The 21,616-nt window shown below is 39.1% G+C and carries 16 protein-coding genes and 1 pseudogene; 10 read left to right on the forward strand and 7 right to left on the reverse strand.

Annotation, left to right across the window (positions count from 1 at the left end; genetic code table 11):
* Window positions 1-184: 184 nt before the first annotated feature.
* The 8 genes from SYN7509_RS0210820 to SYN7509_RS0210855 all read left to right on the forward strand — a co-directional run bounded on the left by SYN7509_RS0210820 (window position 185) and on the right by SYN7509_RS0210855 (window position 11,012).
* Window positions 185-1,450 carry a glycosyltransferase family protein gene (locus SYN7509_RS0210820; RefSeq protein WP_009631391.1) on the forward strand — a complete coding sequence of 422 codons (1,266 nt, stop codon included), beginning with the start codon at window positions 185-187 and terminating at the stop codon, window positions 1,448-1,450.
* 183 nt (window positions 1,451-1,633) lie between these two features.
* The gene (locus SYN7509_RS0210825) at window positions 1,634-2,635 is read left to right on the forward strand and encodes a glycosyltransferase family protein (RefSeq protein WP_202807227.1); all 1,002 of its coding nucleotides are present in this window, start codon (window positions 1,634-1,636) and stop codon (window positions 2,633-2,635) included.
* Between the two features lie 50 nt (window positions 2,636-2,685).
* The gene (locus tag SYN7509_RS0210830; protein ID WP_009631388.1) at window positions 2,686-4,536 is read left to right on the forward strand and encodes an ABC transporter ATP-binding protein; all 1,851 of its coding nucleotides are present in this window, start codon (window positions 2,686-2,688) and stop codon (window positions 4,534-4,536) included.
* Complete coding sequence (locus SYN7509_RS0210835) at window positions 4,520-5,698, forward strand: histidine phosphatase family protein (RefSeq protein ID WP_009631387.1); 1,179 nt, start codon at window positions 4,520-4,522, stop codon at window positions 5,696-5,698. Before SYN7509_RS0210830 ends, SYN7509_RS0210835 begins: the two co-directional genes overlap by 17 nt.
* Window positions 5,699-5,702: 4 nt before the next feature.
* On the forward strand, window positions 5,703-6,986 hold the full coding sequence (locus tag SYN7509_RS0210840; protein ID WP_009631386.1) for a glycosyltransferase: 1,284 nt from the start codon (window positions 5,703-5,705) through the stop codon (window positions 6,984-6,986).
* Window positions 6,987-6,991: 5 nt separating this feature from the next.
* Complete coding sequence (locus SYN7509_RS0210845; RefSeq protein ID WP_009631385.1) at window positions 6,992-8,287, forward strand: glycosyltransferase; 1,296 nt, start codon at window positions 6,992-6,994, stop codon at window positions 8,285-8,287.
* A 19-nt stretch (window positions 8,288-8,306) separates the two neighbouring features.
* Window positions 8,307-9,347, forward strand: coding sequence for a glycosyltransferase family 2 protein (locus SYN7509_RS0210850; RefSeq protein WP_009631384.1), 1,041 nt, complete (start codon window positions 8,307-8,309; stop codon window positions 9,345-9,347).
* Window positions 9,348-9,455: 108 nt separating this feature from the next.
* Window positions 9,456-11,012 carry an iron uptake porin gene (locus SYN7509_RS0210855; RefSeq protein WP_009631383.1) on the forward strand — a complete coding sequence of 519 codons (1,557 nt, stop codon included), beginning with the start codon at window positions 9,456-9,458 and terminating at the stop codon, window positions 11,010-11,012.
* 22 nt (window positions 11,013-11,034) lie between these two features.
* On the opposite strand, the gene SYN7509_RS0210860 is transcribed toward SYN7509_RS0210855, so the two are convergent.
* From SYN7509_RS0210860 to SYN7509_RS25680, 7 genes are all read right to left on the reverse strand, one after another.
* The gene (locus SYN7509_RS0210860) at window positions 11,035-11,403 is read right to left on the reverse strand and encodes a response regulator transcription factor (RefSeq protein WP_009631382.1); all 369 of its coding nucleotides are present in this window, start codon (window positions 11,401-11,403) and stop codon (window positions 11,035-11,037) included.
* 326 nt (window positions 11,404-11,729) lie between these two features.
* Window positions 11,730-12,404, reverse strand: coding sequence for a response regulator transcription factor (locus SYN7509_RS0210865; RefSeq protein WP_028954241.1), 675 nt, complete (start codon window positions 12,402-12,404; stop codon window positions 11,730-11,732).
* Window positions 12,405-12,417: 13 nt separating this feature from the next.
* Window positions 12,418-13,893: a sensor histidine kinase gene (locus tag SYN7509_RS0210870; protein ID WP_009631380.1), complete on the reverse strand. Its 1,476-nt coding sequence runs from the start codon at window positions 13,891-13,893 to the stop codon at window positions 12,418-12,420.
* Window positions 13,894-14,031: 138 nt separating this feature from the next.
* Entirely contained in the window at window positions 14,032-14,868 is an 837-nt protein-coding gene (locus SYN7509_RS0210875) for an SWIM zinc finger family protein (RefSeq protein WP_009631379.1), read from the reverse strand.
* 5 nt (window positions 14,869-14,873) lie between these two features.
* Window positions 14,874-18,026 carry a DEAD/DEAH box helicase gene (locus SYN7509_RS0210880; protein WP_009631378.1) on the reverse strand — a complete coding sequence of 1,051 codons (3,153 nt, stop codon included), beginning with the start codon at window positions 18,024-18,026 and terminating at the stop codon, window positions 14,874-14,876.
* Between the two features lie 159 nt (window positions 18,027-18,185).
* Window positions 18,186-18,416, reverse strand: coding sequence for a hypothetical protein (locus tag SYN7509_RS30675; protein WP_009631377.1), 231 nt, complete (start codon window positions 18,414-18,416; stop codon window positions 18,186-18,188).
* Window positions 18,417-18,663: 247 nt separating this feature from the next.
* On the reverse strand, window positions 18,664-18,915 hold the full coding sequence (locus tag SYN7509_RS25680) for a hypothetical protein (protein WP_009631376.1): 252 nt from the start codon (window positions 18,913-18,915) through the stop codon (window positions 18,664-18,666).
* 76 nt (window positions 18,916-18,991) lie between these two features.
* On the opposite strand from SYN7509_RS25680, the pseudogene SYN7509_RS29180 reads away from it, so the two are divergent.
* Together SYN7509_RS29180 and SYN7509_RS0210905 are read left to right on the forward strand one after the other, a co-directional pair.
* Window positions 18,992-19,875, forward strand: a pseudogene (locus tag SYN7509_RS29180) (IS5 family transposase).
* A 298-nt stretch (window positions 19,876-20,173) separates the two neighbouring features.
* Window positions 20,174-21,601 (forward strand): APC family permease, encoded by a 1,428-nt coding sequence (locus tag SYN7509_RS0210905; protein ID WP_009630399.1) that lies wholly within the window; start codon window positions 20,174-20,176, stop codon window positions 21,599-21,601.
* Window positions 21,602-21,616: the final 15 nt, after the last annotated feature.

Consider the following 21,616-nt stretch of genomic DNA (forward strand, 5'->3'; position numbering starts at 1 on the left):
AGCAGAAGCTGACCCGCTTTTTGTTTGTCAGTAGTTTTAATTACAGCCGTTCTACATGAGTTTTTTCTCATACAAGTTTCATCAATAACTCACAAAAAACTGCGAATTTAATAACAAGAGCCTAAATTTTTAGGTTGTTACCGAACAGCCAACCATCTATTGACCGTACGGAGACGATTCGCACATGAAGATCATGGTCTACTCTCACGACACTTTTGGGCTTGGCAACATCAATAGAATGCTGGCAATTTGCAAACATCTGCTAACTTCTATTCCTAATCTTTCAATTTTGCTAGTATCGGGTTCGCCCATGCTACAAAGCTTTCGGATGCTTAAAGGGCTTGATTATATCAAACTTCCCTGTCTCAATCGCGGCGAACATGGCGAACTTGCGGCTAAGTATTTAGGTACAGATATAGAGGAAACGGTAAAGCTACGTACTGACTTGATTTTGTCTGCTACCGCTAATTTTAAGCCTGACTTGGTAATCGTAGATAAAAAGCCCTACGGACTCAAGCATGAATTGACGGCAACTTTAAATTATTTGCGATCGCATTTATTACAAACTAAACTTGTCTTACTCCTGCGAGATATTCTTGATAGTCCAGACAAAACTATCGAGGAGTGGCAAAAACATAGTTACTACCAAGCCATTGAACAATTTTATGATCGCGTGTTAATTGTCGGTACACCAGAAATATTTGATACGGCTAAAGAATATAACTTCCCTCCGGCGGTGACTCAAAAGGTACAATACTGCGGCTATACGCGCCGTCCGCCAGGAGTAAAGAGCAAAAACTCCATTAGAGAAGAATTACAAGTATTGCCCCACGAGCGCCTAGTATTGGTCACTCCGGGTGGTGGTGAAGATGGTTATGAGTTGGTTGAGGCTTATTTGTCAGGTTTGGCTTTGTTACCAAAACCTTACCAATTTAAGAGTTTAATCATTTGCGGACCAGAAATGCCCCTCAAACAAAAACAACAAGTAGAACTTGCAGCAAAAGCCCATTCTCAAGTTCAAATTGGAGAATTTACCGACGATTTAATGAGCTACATTCAAGCGGCGGATACTGTCGTGTCGATGGCTGGATACAATACTATTTGTGAAATTTTGTCTGCGGGAACACCCGCCGTAGTTATACCACGAGCAAAACCATCTTTAGAGCAGACAATTCGAGCCGAAAAAATGGCGAATCTAGGTTTATTTAAGGCTATCGACCCAGAAAATATTGAGCCAGCAAATTTGATTGAAGCGCTGTTGAGTCAGTTAGCAGAACCCCAGCATCAGCCAAGTTACAAGCTAGATATGAATGCTTTAACCCACGTCGCTGATAATATTTTTTCACTGCTTGCTCAAACGACTTGTCAACGTAAACTGAGTAACCTTTATCAAAAATTAGTCAATACTAATACTTTAGGTCAGCAAAAGCAACTACTAACTCATAACTAAACTATGAAAAAAATTATATTTTACTGTCAATATTTAAGTGGTATAGGTCATTTAGTACGTAGTACCGAGATTGTGCGGAGCTTGGTTAAAAATTTTAAAGTTTATTTTGTTAATGGCGGCCCGCCTATTGCTGGTTTTGAAATGCCTCCTCAAGTAGAATTAATAGAATTACCCCCAATTTGGTTGGAAAATGGAGAATTTAGAGTAGCAGATACAAAAAGTGTAGAAAGTATCCAAAAGGTTAGAAAAAATCAACTCATTAATGTTTTTGAACGAGTAAAACCTGATTGTTTGATTACTGAGTTTTTCCCTTTTGGTAGACATTTATTATTATTTGAATTACTGCCGCTTTTAGAGTATATAAAATCTACAGCACCCCACACAAAAATTATTTGCAGTCTGCGCGATGTGATTGGCAAAGTTAGCGATATTCAAGAAGAGGATACTATTTGCTACTTGATGAATAAGTATTTTGACTTGTTGTTGTTTCACTCTGATGCTAATTTTCAAATATTTGCCGAGAGTTTTACACGGCATCAAGATATAAATTGTCCTATTACTCACACTGGTTTTATTGCCCAAGCATTAAAAGAAAGTTGCGGCAATTTGTGGAGCAATAACGGAGACTTTGCAAAAATATTAGTAAGTGTTGGTGGGGGAAGAATAGGGCAAGAAGTTTTACAAACTGTTATAGAAGCAAGTGTAATAGTTTCTAAAAAAATTAAACACGAAATTCAAATATTTGCCGGCCCTTTTATTCCTGAAGACAAATTTGTAAATCTACAACAAGCCGCTAAAAATCAACCCAATATTAAAATCGCTAAGTATACTCAAAATCTGTTGGAATATATGAATACAGCAGATATTTCTATTAGTTTAAGTGGATATAATACAGCTATGAATATTCTTAGTACGAGGGTAAAAGCTATAGTTGTTCCTCTCAGTCATAATGACCAAGACAAAGAACAATTACATAGAACTCAAAAGCTAGAAGATTTAGGAGTTGTTGAAGTTATCCACCCCGACAATTTAAACCCAGCTTATTTAGCTAATGCAGTTATTAAAAGCTTGTCAACTAAGCATAAAGAGAGCAAACAGCAAGTTTTTGATCTCAACGGTGCAGAAAATACTAATGCTTTTTTACAAAGATTCTTAAATAAAACATCTTTGATTCCCAGTTATTAGTATGGGCAGTTATAGCGCCTTGTAGTTCCGGTAATAGGGAGATATAGTTAATGGGTCATCGCCCGAACGAAAAGAATTTAAAAGAAGTTTTACCAGGATCTTTAAAGATTTTGCGTAAGTTTTCTCCTTACCTTCGCAAGCGAAAAGTTGTAATTGCGGCTTCCTTTTTTGCTTTGTTGTTTGAAACTGGCTTGCGATTGCTAGAACCTTGGCCCCTAAAATACATATTTGACTACGTTCTCGTACCTGCTTATAACAATACAAGGGTTGCTAATCCCTTTGGTTTGAGTGCGATCGCGCTGCTGACATTTTTGGCTTTAGCTAGTGTAGGAATTGCTGTAGTAGGCAGCATAGCAGCTTATTTAAGTACCTACGGGATGTCTTTAGCGGTAGTAGAAATATTATCAGAAGTGCGGGGCAATCTTTTCGATCGCTTACAGCATCTTTCCCTCGCTTTTCATCATCAGTTTAAAAGTGGCGATTTAATTACCCGCGTCACCGCCGATATTGAAAAAATGCGGCTGGTAATAACCAAAACTACCCTACCTTTATTTACAAACACCGTCTTGTTAGTAGGGATGACGGCGATTATGTTTTGGATAAATTGGGAACTTGCTATCGTCGCCGTAGCAATTTTTCCTCTACTATTTATCCTCACTAGCAACATGATTAGCCGCATTCGCAGGTTTGCTAAAGATCATCGCAATTCTGAAGGAGTTTTAGCTTCTGTAACGGGGGAAACAATTGGCGCTATTAAGGTAGTGCAAATACTGTCTCTTGAAAAAATGCTCAATGATATTTTTTTGGCGCAAAACAAAAAAAGCCTAGATGAAGGAATTGAATCGTTAAGACTCTCCGCCGCTTTAGAACGTACAGTACAGGTATTAATGGCGGTGGTTATGGCGGCGGTATTGTGGCGGGGTTCTTACGTGGTGTTGCGTAAAGAACTTACTCCGGGCGATTTGTTGGTTTTTATGACCTACATGAGAAACGCTTTAGAACCGATGCGAAGACTGTCTAATCAAATCGGTCAAATTGCTAAAGCTACAGCTTCCGGCGAACGAGTGGTAGAACTACTAGAGTACGAACCAGAAGTAAAAAATTTACCAAGGGCGAAAAAAGCTCATCCTTTTTTTGGTGCAATTCGGTTTGAGGATGTTAGTTTTGGCTACGCACCTGGTAGAGAAATTCTCAAAAATATTAACTTTACCGTTCAACCAGGACAACAAGTCGCGGTGGTTGGTTCTTCTGGTAGCGGTAAATCGACTCTAGTTAGCCTGATTTTGCGCCTCTACGACCCTGTAGCAGGTCGAATTTTAATTGATGGTCAAGATATCCGCGAATACACTATAGACTCGCTGCGGCGACAAACTAGCGTAGTTTTACAAGATAGCGTGTTGTTTGCCCAAAGTATCCGCGAAAACATTGGTTATGGCAAATTAGGCGCGTCGGATGAAGAAATTGAAAAAGCAGCTCGTCTTGCTAATGCTCATGAGTTTATTGTCAATTTGCCTCAAGGTTACAACACAATTTTGAGCGAACGGGGGGGAACTCTTTCCGGGGGACAAAGACAACGAATTGCGATCGCCCGTGCAGCTATTCGTCAAGCACCGATTATTATTCTTGACGAACCGACTACAGGTTTGGACTACAGGAGCGAAAGTGCCGTCAATACAGCACTAGCAAGGCTTGGGGAGGGCAAAACAACCTTTACTATTTCTCACAACCTAAGAGCGGTAGAAAAGGCAGATATAATCTTTTACGTTGAAGCGGGAAGCATTATCGAACAAGGGACTCATAGCGAACTTATGAATTTAGGCGATCGCTATGCAACTTTATATAGGTTGCAAAATATTGTGGATAGCACACCCAAAGGAGATGCTTATGTCCTCGAAGCTTAAAGAAACCCGCGTTGTTTTAGTGCGTCACGGACAAAGTACCTACAATGCTTTGGGATTGTATCAAGGTAGTTGCGATCGCCCTTTATTAACGGAAACTGGTTATAAAGATGCGCGTTTAACCGGGGAGTTTCTTAAAAAACTAAAGTTTGATGCAATTTATTCTAGTTCTTTGGTGCGATCGCAAGCTACAGCCAAAGAAATTTTAAAAACGATGTCTCCGCAAACTAATCCTAATACTATAAATTTTACTTACTTGTTGCGCGAAACCGATTTGCCTGCTTGGGAAGGATTAGCTTTTAAATACGTGCGCGAAAACTTTTCCCAAGACTACCACCATTGGAAACAGCACCCCGACGATTTTTGTATGCAGTTAGGGGAAACTAATTCTATCTACCCCGCTTTAGATTTGTACCAACGAGTAGGCGAATTTTGGCAAGAAGTATTACCGCGCCACATTGGACAAACCTTGCTAATAGTAGCTCATGGTGGCACAAACCGCGCTTTAATTAGCACCGCTTTGGGTATTACACCCAACCGTTATCACTGCATTCAACAATCTAATTGCGGTATTAGTGTATTGCATTTTCCTGATGGTTCTTTAGAGTCGGGAAGTTTAGCAGCGATGAATCTTACTACCCATGTAGGAGAATGCTTACCCAAACTTCAAGAAAGCGGATATGGTTTGCGTTTATTGCTTTTACCTTTGGAAGTAACTCCAATTCAGCAAATAGCGCCGTTACTCCAAGAAACCAAGATTGATTTCAGCATGATTGAGGACAATAGTAACGCTCAGGCGATCGCTAAAAAAATTCTCGAACATCATCCCGAAACGGTGCAAATAAAGGTTTTGTCCCAATATTTTCCTGAGAATTGGCAACAAGGTATTAATGCTAAAAATACCGCTTCAACATTTATTACTGGCTTGGTAGTTGGAAATCTAAACATTATCAAACGTTTAGTAGGTAATGCGCTGGGAATAAATGTAGATTTTCAGCAATCTTTGCAATTAACTCCCGGTACAATTACCAGCATTCAATATCCAGGAAACAAACAATATCCTATATTGCAAGTAATGAATTTATCGGGGTTAGTTAATAACTCCATCCTCGATTTAGAAGCTCTAAAATCCTGCGATTTTTTACCCATTAAAACACCTAGTTAAAAAAATGAAAATTGCATTTATAGTATGGCGATTTCCCGTTTTATCGGAAGCCTTTATTCTCAATCAAATTACAGGTTTAATTGACCGAGGACACGAAGTTCATATTCACCCCGTTAATGGTTTACCAAAAAAGAATCCCGGTAAAGTACACCCTATTGTTGAAGAATACAACCTTTTAGATTGTACTTTTTACCCCGCAACTCTCCCAGACAATATTGCCCTACGTTTTTACAAAAGTGTGGGATTGATTCTAAAAAATCTTAGCAAAGGTTCTTTAAATACCTTGCAATTTCTTAATCCTTGGAAGTATGGAAATGAAGTTGCAACTTTAAAGACTTTTTATCGCACGGAATCGTTACTTAGCGATGGTTGTTATGACATTATTCATTGTCAATTTGGAACTTTAGCGCCGATTGCTTTAGCCTATCGAAATGCTGGTATCCTCAAGGGTAAATTAATTACTACTTTTCGGGGTATTGATATTAGTAAATATGTTGAGGAACAAGGCGTAAATGTTTACGATCAATTGTTTCAAGAAGGAGAGTTTTTTTTAGCAAATTGCGAGTTTTTTAGAAATAGAGCTATGAAACTCGGTTGCGATCCAAATAAAATTGTCGTTCATGGTTCGGGGTTAGATTGCGATAAATTTGCCTTTAAAGCTCGATATTTTCCCCAAAGTGGTAAAGTCCGAATTGCTACTATAGGTAGATTGGTAGAAAAAAAAGGTATAGAGTACAGTATTAAAGCGGTAGCTAAATTAGCTGAAACTCATAAAAGTCTTGAATATAATATTATCGGCGATGGGGAACTAAAAGAACATTTTGAGCAACTTATTAGTCAACTAAATGTTGGTCATGTTGTTAAACTTTTAGGGTGGAAACAGCAAAAAGAAATTATTGAAATTCTTGATAACTGTCATATTTTTATCGCTCCTAGCGTCACCGCCGCCGATGGAAATCAAGATGCTCCGGTTAATACTTTAAAAGAAGCAATGGCAATGGGATTACCTGTAATTAGTACCTTACATGGCGGGATTCCTGAATTAGTAGAAAATGGAAAATCGGGGTTTTTAGTACCCGAAAAAGATGCTGATGCGATCGCCCAAAAATTAACGTATCTCCTAGAAAATCCCGAAGTCTGGGAAGCAATGGGTAAAGCAGGTCGAGCGAAGGTTGAAGAAAAATATGATAAAGAAAAGCTTAACGATGAATTAGTAGAAATATATCAACAAATGATTGAAAGTCAAGAATTATTAAAGCAACCTGTAAAAGAGCTAACTCCTATTTAAAAATTATGAAAGTAGCGTTTTTTGTAGCACATTTTCCCGTCCTATCTGAACCATTTATTTTAAATCAAATTGTTGGCACAATAGAGCGGGGTCATGAAGTCGATATTTACTCTCTTGATGGTCGCCCTGCTGATGTTTCTAAGGTGCATCCATTAGTAAAACAATATAACCTTTTAGAACGTATTTATTACGCACCAACTAGACCAAAAAGCAAGTTTTGGCGCACTTGTAAAGGTTGGGGATTATTCCTTATAAACTTTTACAAAAACCCCTCAGTTTGCCGGCAATTGTTAAACAAATCTCGTTACGGAAGTCAAGCAAAATCCTTAAAGTTACTTTACCGGGCGATGCCTTTTTTAAATGCAAAAAAATCCTACGATATTATTCACTGTCAATTTAGTACCTTGGGTGTTTTTGGTGTTTGGTTTCGCCAACTTGGTTTATTAGAAGGGAAGCTAATATCAACCTTTCGGGGTGCAGATATAAGTAAGTTTTTGCCTAGATGGGGAGAAAAAACTTATCAAGAACTTTTCCAAGAAACCGATTATTTCTTAGCCAATTGCGAGTTTTTTGCTAAATATGCGATCGCCTTAAATTGTCCCGCTACAAAAATCTTAGTCCACGGTTCGGGAATAGATTGTAATAACTTTGCTTTTAAACCCCGATATTTCCCCAACGATGGAAAAGTTAAAATTGCCACTACAGGAAGGTTAGTAGAAAAAAAAGGCATAGAATACGCCCTTAGAGGTATTGCAAAAATAGCAAATACTTACCCAAATCTTGAATATAATATTCTCGGTGATGGCGAATTAAAAGAGCATTTTGAGAAACTAATTGCCGAGTTAAATATTAGTTCTGTTGTCAAATTGCACGGTTGGAAGCATCAAAGAGAAATTATAGAAATTTTAGATGTATGCCATATTTTTGTTGCACCTAGCGTTACTGGAGTTGATGGAAATCAAGATGCGCCAATTAATACCTTAAAAGAAGCAATGGCAATGGGAATGCCAGTAATAAGCACATTGCATGGTGGGATTCCTGAATTAGTAGAAGATGGAAAATCGGGGTTTTTAGTACCTGAAAAAGATGGAGATGCGATCGCATCCAAACTAATTTATCTCATCGAACATCCCCAAATTTGGGAACAGATGGGGAAAATTGGGCGATCGCGCGTTGCAGAAAAATATGACATGAATAAACTTAACGATGAATTAGTCGAAGTTTATCAAAAAGTCATAGATTCACACTTACCTCCGCAACAATTACCAGAACAAGCTTTAGCCTTAGTAGTTAACAATTAATCAAAGAGAGTTACTAGCCATGACCCAACCAACCGTCACAATTGTAGTTGTACCCCGCGAACGTTTTAGTTGTACTCAAGACTCTTTAGAAAGCCTCTACGAACATACCGATTTTCCCTTTCAATTGATTTATGTAGATGGAAATTCCCCGGCAAAAGTTCAGCAATATTTGCAAGCAAAAGCCCACGAAAAGAACTTTAAAATTATTCGTACCGATTATTATCTTTCCCCCAATCACGCCCGCAATATTGGCTTGAGTCAAGTTGATACCAAATATCTAGTGTTTATTGATAACGATGTAATTTTTTCTCCTGGTTGGCTGCAAGCTTTAGTTACTTGTGCAGAAGAAACAAACGCTACTGTAGTTGGGCCATTGATGTGTGAAAAAAAGCCGATACATCAACGAGTTCATTTTGCTGGGGGAGAATCCCGCGTTGTAACTGATATCAAAGGTAAACGCCATTTGCGCGAAAAAATGTACAAACAAGGTCATCAAGTAACAGCCTTACGTCCCCAAATTCAGCGCACTCAAACTGAGTTAGCAGAGTTTCATTGTGTACTGGTTCGCAAAGAGATTTTTGAGCGCATTGGTTACTTAGATGAAGGGATGCTGAACACCAAAGAACACCTAGATTTTTGCATGACAGTGGCGCAAGTAGGCGGAAAAGTTTACTTTGAGCCTAATTCTTTAGTTACCTACGTTCCCGGCCCCCCGCTAGAATTGAGCGATTTAGCTTTTTATATGCTGCGTTGGAGCGATGCTTGGACTTTGGCAAGTTTGCAACGCCTCCGCGAAAAGTGGGACTTGTCAGAAGATGGTTACTTTAAAACCAAGTACAAAAAATTGGGAGTAAGACGAATCTCTACAATTATTAAGCCTTTGGTTCGCCGTCTGAGCTTTGGCGCTGAGAATAAACCTTTGAAAAGAATGTTGAAGTTTCTCGACCGAAAAGTTAACAGTTATCTGACAAACCGATATGCAAAAATGCTACCTCAACATAAACTACAGCTAAAGCCAATTCAAAAACAACCCGTAACCCCAGAATTGTCTAATGTGTAATGGTGAAATTAATTCGGCTCGTTGGATTGTTTGGAGAACTAGCGGAGACTTGTTTAACCTTGCAATCTATATCTAGAAAAACTGGGTTTGAGGTTATTTTTAGATATTATGCCAGTAGTTTGTTTAAATATTTTCCGGCTTAGTTTAGCAATTTCCCTCTCTCTAGTAGTTGATATCCTTGCCTATGTTGGTGTAAAGGCTTCAACTCAAGCCTTTATTATAGAATCGGGACTTCAAGAGAGGGAAATTATTACCCCCGTTGCTGACTTATCTTCTATCCAATCGAGCGATCGCATTTTTCAAGCTTGGCAATCTTTACTACAACGCTATGGATGCAGTGCGGGGGATATCAATCAAAATAAGCAAATTCTTTTTAGCCGCTATGAATTTGCCACAAATTTAGATATTTGTTTAGCTCAAGTAAGCCAGCTAATTGTAGCTACCCCTGATTTGGTAAAGCAAGAGGACTTAATCACCTTAAAGAAGTTACAAGTAGAATTTTCTGCCGAGTTAGCAGCCATTAGAGGCAGATTAGACATAGAAACACAAATAACTAAGTTAAACTCGCCAATTACTAAGCTTACAGGAGAAATTGCGGTAGGAATTAGCGCCGCCAATGGTGGTAATAAAGCCGATGATGACGAGCCGCTAGATAGTAATCTTAGCCTTGGTAGTAGAGTACGTTTGACCTTTGATACTTCTTTTACTGGCGAAGATCGTTTAAGAGTGCGCTTACAATCTACCAATACTCCCAGGTTTAGTAACGCGACGGGTACAAATATGGCGCGTTTGTCTTTTCAAGGAGATGATGAATACCAGTTGCAACTAAGTGTATTGGAATATCGCTTACCAATTACAGAACAAGCAACAGTCTATATTGAACTTGAAGGCGGTGGATTAGATGACTTTGCTAATACTTTAAATCCGCTTCTAAGTGGTAGCAGTCGCGGCGCTATTTCCCGTTTTAGTCAGCGTAACCCAATATATCGGCAAAGTGGGGGCGCAGGATTTGGGATTAACTACGATTTTGGCGACAGTGTAAGTTTGAGTTTAGGCTATCTGGGTTTTGATACGCCAACAGACGAAGCAGATGATATTGAAGCAAGTAATAATGGTGTTCCTTACGGTGCGATCGCTCAATTAACTTTACAACCCACTGAATCTATCGGTCTTGGTTTAACTTACGTGCGCTCCTACAACAACCTTGACACCGGGACGGGAAGCGAACTAGCTAACGATCCTTTTGACGAACAAAGTAATCGCATTATCGCCAATTCCTACGGACTACAATTGACGTGGCAACTAAATTCAGCCCTTACCCTTGGAGGTTGGGCGGGATATACTAAAGCCACCGCCGTAGACCTTTTAGGCAAACCAGAAGCCAGCATTTTTAACTACGCGCTAACTTTAGCCTTTCCAGATTTGGGTAAAGATGGTAATTTAGCCGGAATTGCGATCGGTCAACCCCCCAAAACTACCAGTAATGACTTAAGTACAGCTTTACAAGATAAAGATACTTCAATTCATTTAGAAGCTTTTTATCGCTTTCAAGCTACAGACAACATTTCTGTAACTCCTGGACTGTTAGTAATTGTTAATCCAGAACACAATAAAAATAATGACACCATATATATAGGCACAGTTAGAACCACTTTTTCTTTTTAGTTTGCTTATTATGGTCAAGTAATTATAGTTGCTCTTTACTTAAATGTACTTGTACTCGCTCCAATAATTCGGAAAATTTAAAGGGCTTGGTAACGTAATCATTAGCACCGTAAGCCAATGCCATTAGCCGATCTTTTTCGTCTGCATGGGCTGTAACAATAATAATTGGTCGATTGTCTGCTTGGCTTCGCAATTGCTTCAACACAGTCCACCCATCAAGAGTAGGCAAGCCCAAGTCGAGCAATAAAAGGTCAAAATCGCCACTTTGCGCCATGTTCAGAGCTTGAGTTCCATCAGGTGCAATGGCGGTGAAAAAGCCATACTTCTTTAACCCTTTTTCTATAAAAGCAGCAAGGCGCGTTTCATCTTCAGCTATCAAAATTCGGTTCATAAATAGGTGGCTCTTTTCAAAGAGTGCCACCCACTGTTAAAACTTTTATTGTTCATTAAACTTATGTAAAAATTAAATTTCTAATTTAAAATTGTTTTTTGGTAGAGCCTAGCTGAAAGCATCTAATTATTCAAAGTGGGCTGTTATAAATTATTTCTATAGTTACTGGGGCTTTCCCCAACTTTCGGATATTTTTTACTGTGTACTTAAATAATTTTCTTATGGTCAAACGCGCGATCGCCAGTTAAATAAAACTAATAATTTTAATATGCTTACACTATGACGATTTTTGATGAGAACAAGATGAAGTTTTGATGAGAAAATTCTCATGCTCGCAGCCGATAACCCATACCTCTAACCGTCTCAATTAAGTCATTGCCTAACTTTTTGCGTAAGTAGCCCACATACACATCGACAATATTAGAGCCAGGAGCGTAATCGTAGCCCCAAACGCGATCTAGTAGTTGCTCTCTACTCATCACTTGTCCTGGGTGACGAAAAAACGTTTCAGCTAAAATAAATTCGCGGGTAGGCAAATCAATAAAGCGATCGTCCACTATAACTTTACGAGTGCGTAAATCCAACATAATATTACCAACTTGAATAACATCATCACTTTGGGTTTTGGTACTCCGAGTAGGTTCGTTACGCAATTGCACCCGTACCCTTGCTAGTAGTTCTTCAAAGCGAAAAGGCTTAGTTACATAGTCATTTGCCCCGGCTTCAAGTCCTGCGACTTTGTCTTTGGTATCATCTCTAGCGGTGAGAATAATAATTGACAACATTTCCCCCTGTCCGCGTAACTCCGCCAATACTTGCAAGCCATCTTTACCCGGCAATCCCAAGTCGAGAATTAGCAAGTCAAACTTCTGACTTTGAGCCATAGCTATAGCGCTATCTGCGTCAGTAGCAACAGTAGTATTAAAGCCATGCGATCGCAACCCTTTTTCTAAAAAAGAGACAATGCGCGGTTCATCTTCAGCAATTAAAATCTGGTGGATAAGGCAAAATCTCCTAGGACTGTAGGGGAATAATCAGCGTAAAAGTAGCTCCAACTCCCTGTTTACTATAAAGTTTGACAGAACCACTGTGAGCAATGGCGATCGCTGAAACAATAGATAATCCCAATCCCGCCCCCTCCGAACGACGGTAGCTATTAGCAGCGCGGGCAAAACGTTCAAAAATTCTCTCCTTGTCCGCCGGGGCAATTCCAATCCCTGTATCTCTTACCCAGAAACGAGCTTTTCCATTAGCTACCGCCGAACCGATGGCAATGCGATCGCCTACGGTTGTAAATTGGGTGGCATTTTGAGCTAAATTCATGATTGCTTCAGTGATACGCTGGCGATCGCCTATCAATTGACCTTTACCTTTAGCGTCCAAACACCAGTCTCGATCTGCCAAGGCTTTAGCTTTAGCAAACAATTCCTCTGTTAGCAAATCAACATCTACCGTCTCCAAACACAAAAAGTCTGGGCGCTCTGCTTTCGCCAGCAAAGTTAAATCATTAACAAAACGGCTCATCCGGTCTATCTCATCAAATACCAAAGCTAAAGTTTCTTGTTGTTCCTCCGTTTCATCTCCCATCAATTCCAAATGACCGCGAATAATTGTAATTGGCGTTCGCAGTTCGTGACTTGCATCATTAATAAAGTTGCGTTGACTTGCAAAAGCCGCCTGCAAACGATCCATCATTTCGTTGAAAGTGATAGCAAGTTCGGCAATTTCACCTTTACCATCTACTGGGAGGCGTTGCGTCAAGTCCGATTCACTAATAGAGTGAGCCGTAACTGTTAGCAGCCGCAACGGAGCTAATACTCGTCCAGCAGCCAGCCAAGTTAGCATCAAAGCAGCAGTCAACACCACTACCATTACTTGAATTACCACCTTTACGGCTTCTAGTCCTTCGGCTCGTTCCCCCGCCGTTGTATGCGCTGCCGCAAATACTCCTAAAACTTCGCCATCAACCTTGACAGGTTCAACTATATAAAGAACTTTGCCAATACTCCTATCTGTTGTTTCCACTTCCCCCTGTTCCGAACGGCTAAGTTTTAGCCAACGTTGCATTAGTTTAGAATTTGACTGGAGTGGTTTCGGTAGCCCCCTGGGGCTAGATTTGTAAAATTGCTTGTTGATGATGGCAATTAAATAAGTATCATCTTCGGGAAGCTGACGAGACAAATAGTCTTCCATAACTTCAGCTAAGTTTTTTTTAGCAGACGGACGTGCGATTACTTTTTGTTCCCCGTTGATCTGCGGTAATGCTTCAGCTTGGTTACCAAAATTGGCAGTAACTTCTGTTTGAAATATTTGCACTTCCGAAGCTAAATCCGCTCTCACCCGCGCATCTATACGGGTAAACAAGAGCCAACGAATCGTTGGAATTGCTACTAACATAGACAATGCCATCAGGACAGCATACCAGATCAGAATGCGGGTTCGCGCTTCCCCGGCTACTCGCCGCCATTGCTGAAATGGTTTGGTTTGCACTGCTGTTTATTTGCCTCTCAACTTGAAACTCTTTTGCAACTATGTTAATTAGCAACTGTTAAGCGAGTCAAGTCTAGACAAAGGTAAAATGCTACTGCGGTAGAAATGGGGATAAACCTATTGACTTATTGATGTACCTTAAAAAATATCGCGGTTTTTAGTTTTCACTCGTTCGTACAACTCCTCCATTACTGCAATAAAAGAGTTATCTTTTTGCCAAAAAGCCGGGAAATCGCCCGGCTTTTTTACTAAAATAGCGGGTAAGCTAGGGGGCGTTGCTACTTCCACTATGGACGGTAATCTTTTTGTTCCTTGCCAAAAATCTCGTAAATTAATTTTTTGAGATATTGGGAATTTTTTGATTTTAGGATAATAAGATTCTGTTGGGACTAAAGGACTTTCTTTAGTTAGAAGTTGAGCAGATAAAGCAAGTCCTAAAGGTGATTTGGCTAACTCTGTTTGCAATTCGTCTTTAGCTAAACCTCTAAGTTCAAATAACATAAACGGGTCATTGTCTAGTTGCGATGCTACTAAGTAATAAACTCCGGCAATATGTTTGCAAGGGTTTTCCCAATCGGGACAAGAACAGTTAGTTTTAAAATCTTTTTGATTATAAGGTAGAAGATGCAAACCTAAATTACTAAAAGCATCATCAATATTATCTGGTACTTCATTCATTAGCAGCTTAGAAACAAAACTAGCTTTTGAGGAAATGTATTTAATCGCTTTTGACCAGCTAGTTTTATCAATGGTTTTGATTTCTATAGTAATGTGATATCTTGGCTCTTTGTACACGCCAAAATAGGGATTGATCGAACCTTTGACGGTAGCCGTAATTATATTTTTAGTTATTTCGTACTCCAGAATTTTGCCATTATTAGCGTAACTTCTCCCGCGTCCAAGTCTAGCAGAATCACTAAATTTTTCTAGCGCTTCAATAAATCTTTTTCCCCACCAAGTTCGACTAAATTTCATAGTAGTTACTCCAATACGGCGGTTTTACTTAATGATATCAATTGCTTAAAGGCTTCATTATCTAGTTTTGTCAGCCAAGCTTCATCGTTACCGACAATCATTGAGGATAAAGTTTTTTTATCTTCAATCATTTGGTCGATACGTTCTTCCAAAGTACCGATCGCAATAAATTTATGTACAAAAACATTCTTATTTTGACCAATCCGAAAAGCTCTATCTGTAGCTTGATTTTCTACGGCGGGATTCCACCATCTATCAAAGTGAAAAACATGATTAGCTTTAGTTAGCGTAATCCCCACACCACCAGCTTTAAGGGAAAGAATAAATACAGAGGGTTCGGTTTCTGGGTTTTGAAATTCTGTAATAAACTGTTCTCTTTTTGTTCTGCTAGTACCGCCATGAATAAAGTAAGTATTGTATTTTAAATGTTTTAAATATTTCTCTAAAGAGTCGCCAATTTCCTTAAACTGACTAAAAATTAAAATACTTTCACCTTCCGAAATCGCTTCTTCTACCATTTCGCTTAAACGGCTGAGTTTATGAGAGCGGGTTGTTGAAAACTCGCTTCCATCTTGTAAAAACTGGGCGGGATGATTGCAAATTTGTTTCAACTTCATTAAGGTAGATAAAATTAACCCGCTCCGTTGTATTCCTTCTGCTGATTCTACTTGTTCAGTTACATCTTTAACTATCGCTTCATACAACGAAGCCTGCTCTTTTGTCAAGTTGCAATATAACTTTTGTTCGACTTTATCGGGCAGATCGTTAATAATAGATTTATCGGTTTTGACTCGCCGTAAAATTAAAGGTTCTACTAACTTTTTTAAAGTGTTAGATTTTACTCTGTCGTTATCTTTTTGAATCGGAATTTCAAACGACTTGCGAAACTGTGCTTCTTTACCTAAGTAGCCAGGATTGAGAAAGTTAAAAATTGACCAAAGGTCTAGCAAACGGTTTTCTACGGGTGTTCCTGTCAATGCTAGACGGTGGTGAGAGGATAATTTTAATACTGCCTTAGTTTGAGCAGTTTTAGGATTTTTGATATTTTGCGCTTCGTCTATAACTACTCGCTGCCATTCTACACTTTGCAGTAGTTTCTCATCTTGACGAGCAAGGTTAAACGAAGTGATAACAATATCGTGCTGTGCGATCGCTTCAATAAACTCTGCTTCCAGCTTAATCCGATTGCTACCATGATGAACCATTACCCGCAAATGGGGGGCAAATTTTTCTACTTCCTTTTGCCAATTTCCCACTACTGAAGTTGGCGCAATCAACAGCGTTGGTAATACATCTTCTATAGCTTCTTTTTCCATCACCAACTGGGTAATAACCTGCACCGATTTACCCAAACCCATATCATCGGCTAAACAACCATTAAGACCCAATTGTTCTAAATATTGCAGCCAAGAAACTCCTCGTTTTTGATACTCTCGCAGCTTACCAAGTAATTTAGGCGGGTCAGAAATTGGTTCTAGCTGACTTTTATCGTGTAGTTTCAGCATCATTTCGGCTAAAACATCTTCGCGGTCAACCTCCAAATCCTCACTTTCTGCTACTATTTTCATTAAATCTAGCAGCTTCATTTCTGGTAATTCTTCACCATGCGATCGCCAAAATTCTAGTAACTGTTGCATTTTTTCCGGGTCTAGTTCCATCCATTGACCGCGAAATTGCACCAAAGGCGTTTTAGCCTCTACCAATTGTTGCCATTCTTTTTGAGTAACTTCTTCACCACCAATAGATAGCGAGTATTGATACTGCACCAGAGAATCTAAACTAAAATATCCTTGCTTGTTGGTTTTGGTGGCGCTAGACTTACGACCAGAAGTTTTGAGGCGAAGCTTGGCTTTGCGGCGACCTTCCGGTGTCCACCAAGCAGGGACAATGACTTTATAACCCGCATCTTCTAAAACCCAAGCACTTTGGGAGAGAAATTCAAAGGCTGATTCTATTTGTAATTGCAACCCGATAGGCTGGTCGGTTTCTAATCCTTGCCAAAGTGTGGGATACATTCGGGCAGCATAGCCTAAATTTAGTAATAAATTTGTCTCGAAATTTTGACCGAAGTATTTATAAGTGTCTTTTTTGCTTTTTTGATTTAAAGACCAGTAATCAGCCAAAGCTAGTTTATAGGAAGGATCTTGTTTAGAATTTACGACAAAATGCAATTGCCAATCATCAGCTTTATTCTGGGCTTCTTGCAGTAAAAAACACAGGTCAAAAGTAGATTCGGTTTGAGTGGGAATTAGTCTTTCTTTCCACTGCGACCATTGTTTGTATTGTGCAAGTGCTTGGTTAGTATTTTGGGGATTATTTTCTTCAGGATGCAAGCAACTGTAGACAATGGTGTTGGCAATCTGTTTATCAAATTTTGCTGTAGAGGGGGTGTGAGTAATAATATCGTGTAATAAACACTCAGAGAAGTGTCTGAGTAAGGTTTCTGGGTCGATTAATTCAATAGTTTCTCTAGGTTGGGGAGAACCAGCTACGCAGATAAGAGGCAGATATTCTAGATAGTTTTTTAGTTCTGTCTCGAACTTATCGGAGATAATTTCCCAAGCTGCATAAATTTCAAAAGAATTTGATTTATTTTTCCCTTTTTTAGCAGCCAATTCTCGGTATTTGAAAGCGGGGATGTATTGCTCTTTAAGAATAATCTGTTTAAAAAACTGCGTGTAATGATACCAAAATAAGAAATCTGTACCGAGTTGCACTTCCACCAAGCTATACAAAGCCAAAAAGTGAATGTCGTTTAGCAGTTTAATAACATTGTTGACTTTGGCTGAATTATAAGCGCCCGTTTTTACTCTGGTATTAGTTTGATAACAATCGATTTGCCAGTCTTGAAACTCCTCGTATTCGGTAGGCACTTCTCCCTCTAGGTATTTGATTAATTCGGGAGAAGCTAGAGGTTGATTGTTGACCGTTGGTAAGGCAAAGTATTGAGGAGAGATATTGCTATTATTGGCGATCGCGATGCCCAATTCCTGAGTCAGAAATTTTGCCAGTTCCGCTTTATTTAAAGAACCTGGATGGATATTTTTACTGCTGCGGCGTTTTTTATCATCAGGAATTTCTACCCACAGATAAAATGCCCCAGTCTGCATAAAATCAGATTCTAGACTAGGAATCCAAGTACCGTGAAGGACTTTCATAGATAAATGCCTCCTAACGCGCTTTTTAGGAATTTTATCAGCTTATTTGCCTTTGCAACAATCCCAATAAACTTTGCAAGTCCGCTTCAACAGACTTGTTAGCTGTTGACAATTTCGGCTTGACTTACAACTTAGAACGGTAGAAGCAAACATCAAAATTCATGATCGCTTTTGGATTCGTTCTTGGAGACGAGCAACGATATCTAAACTCAGTTCTGCTTCTGGCTCAGTTTGTTCGCGCGTTGCTAAAACAGAATCAATCTCAGAAGACAAAGCTTGCCCAACTAGCCAGGCATCAATAATCAGACCTGAAGCCCCGCCTTGTTTTGTGAGACCTTCAAATACAACATTGGTATCAACAACAATCCGAAGTAACGGTAAATCAGACATGACACTACTATAGCATCACAGGCAGTGTCAAATCTTCAAATTACCGTAATAATCTGGCAGACTTACAGATAGCTTTAACACTTGAGACTAAGCAAGATAACGGTTGAATTGAGACTTCGCTTTCCTAACTGATTCAAAACACAACTTGAGACTTAGTTATCTAATACCTTAACTATTAGCGCAAAAACAGGATGCAATGCGATCGCATTACAGCAGGACTACCCTAGATTTAGAAATCTGCTGGATTTTAATTAAACAAAAATTGTTTGAGCGAAGGAACTATACGAGCTAATTCAGCTTTATTGTGTTTGAGAAGCTCATGTCCCCATAATTCATTTTGATTTTCAGGGCAATCCTGGGCGAGAGTGTCTCCAATTTCTTCAAAACTCTTATTAATGTTGCTTCTTAACTTCTCTGGTTCAGATAACACTCCGATAACAAATACCCTATCTTTTAAATCACTTGGAATATGGTTCTGCACATAAACTAATCGATCCACATCTCCATCGAAATCAACAGACCTCTTGCAAAAGTACGAATTACAATGGGGAGAAAGAGATTAGATAAATACAAAAATGACTTATAAACAAGTAAAAAAGCTAAAGGCTGAAGACTTTAAGCGCTTATGTGGTGTGCAGTATGAGACATTTAAGCAAAGGGTAGAAATAGTCAAAAAAGTATATTGTTCACGTAAGATAACAGAGAAACCATCGAAATTAGGGGTAGAAGACCAAGTTTTAATGACCTTAGAATACTTACGAGAGTACAAAACATATTTTCATTTAGGAGCAACTTGGGGAGTAAACGAGTCCACAGCCTATCGAAGCACTAGGAAAATAGAAAATATATTAATTCAAGCACCCGAATTAAGATTACCAGGAAAAAAAAGACTAATCCAAGATGATTGTCAGCTAGAAACAGTAGTGATAGATGTAAGCGAAACCCCCATAGAAAGACCTAAAAAAACAAAAGAGCTATTATAGCGGCAAGAAAAAATCTATACATTGAAAGCCCAAGTAATTATCGATAAAAGGAATGGAGAAATACTATGTACAGCATATAGAAAAGGGACTGAGCATGATTTTAAGTTGTATAAAAGGAGTAAGATCAGGATTAAAAAAGAGGTTAGATGTTTAGCAGACAAAGGATATCAGCGAAAAGTTGGGGGGAGCGGTTTCCTTCCCCCAAGCTTTTCAAGAGAAGGAATTAAAAAGTATCATCATTTCAGTAAAACACCTAAAAAGAAGCCAAAAAAAGGTAAGTTTTCTATAGCAGATAAAAAAGAGAATAGGGAGCTAGCAAAAGAGAGAATAGTTATTGAAAATATCTTTGCACATTTGAAAAGATTTAGAATTTTACAAGGGCGATATCGAAACCGAAGAAAACATTTGGATTAAGGTTTAATTTAATATCTTCTATTTACAATTATGAGCTTTACATTTATGTAAATCAATTTTAAATTTTACTTTCGCAAGAGGTTTACTATAGTAATTTGCTAATACTATGGCGGCAAGTATTTGTTCTTAACACTTAGCGCCACCGTTCATGTCTACGTAGTAATACTGAAACCAGTTTTTAGGATTTATGCAAACGGCAATATTCTCGTAAAAACGCTGATGACTGGGTTCTAGATTGCACTCATGCTGATATATAAGTTTTTTCAATCTCAGTCAAGTAATTAAGTTGCTTTCTTTAGTAATGAAAAAACAGTTGTTTGTTTATAGCTAGACAAAAATTAACTCAATATAAGGTTTAAGATGACTGTCAATTCAAGAAGAAGTAATTCTGGCTTGCGGAAAGAGTGCCTTTCTTTTCCCGAAATACTGGCTCAATCACTGGGAAATATTGCCCCTTCTGGAATGGTAGCTGTAACTATACCATTAGTATTTGCCAGCGCCGGAAACGGAACTTGGCTGGCTTATTTAATTGCAACGATAGGACTTGCTTTAGTTAGTCTTAATATTAATCAATTTGCCCGCAACTCTGCGGCTCCAGGAGCATTATATAGTTACGTAGCTAAGGGACTGGGTTTAACGGCTGGAGTTCTTTCTGGCTGGGCGCTGATTTTAGCTTATTTATTTACGGCGATGACCGTGTTGGGCGGCTTCTCTATCTATATGGATGTGGTGTTGGCGGGTTTTGGTATTCATGCTGCGCCGATATTTTTGTTTGCAATCTGTGCGGGTTTAGCTTGGTATTACGCTTACTCCGATGTCCAGCTATCAACGGTCACTATGCTGATTTTGGAAGTAAGTTCTATTGGTTTAATTTTACTATTGACTGTAATTGTATTATTTAAGCAAGGCTTCACTATTGATACATCGCAACTTGCCCTTGAAGGGGTTTCTTTTGAAGGTTTACGATTGGGGCTAGTTTTGGCTATTTTTAGCTACGTTGGGTTTGAAAGTGCGACGACAATGGGTGACGAAGCTAAAAATCCTTTGCGCTCTATTCCCCGCGCGGTAATTTGGAGTACGGTGCTATCTGGTCTATGCTACGTGCTTCTTTCCTACACAGAGGTGATAGGTTTTAGGGGACATGAAACGCCTTTTGATAAAGTGGCTACTCCCCTTAGTCTTCTGGCTAGTCTGGCGGGAGTAGGAGGATTAGGAGCAATTATTTCTATTGGCGTAACCATTAGTTTCTTCACTTGTTGCCTTGCTAGTATCTCGGCAGGAGCGCGGATTTTCTTTGCTATGGCGCGTCATGGATTGTTTCACTCGTCGGTTGGTGAAGCTCATGAAGATAATGAAACACCTCATATTGCTGTAACGCTCTGTTCGGTTTTTGTATTTGTTGTCCCCGCCTCTATCTCCATGTTTGGGATTCCAGTTTTGGATATTTACGGATACTTGGGAAGTATTGCTGCTTACGGATTTCTGCTAGTGTATATTCTAGTTTCCATTGCCGCTCCGGTTTATCTGCAAAAGCAAGGAAAATTGAATATTGGCAATATGGCGATCGCCCTTCTAGCAATTTTGTTTATGCTAGTTCCTGTAATTGGTAGCGTTTACCCCGTTCCAGCTTTTCCTTACAACGTATTTCCTTATTTATTTTTGTTGTACCTGGTAGTTGGTGGTGGATGGTTCTTAATGCTCCGTCTGCGCTCTCCCGAAACTATCGAGGAAATAGAACACGATTTAGAGCTAATACACGGCAGATTTGAGAAGCCAGAAGTTAGTTAATTGCTTCGACTTGAT

This window comes from Synechocystis sp. PCC 7509, from assembly GCF_000332075.2.
In the GTDB taxonomy this organism is placed as follows: Bacteria; Cyanobacteriota; Cyanobacteriia; order Cyanobacteriales; family Chroococcidiopsidaceae; genus Aliterella.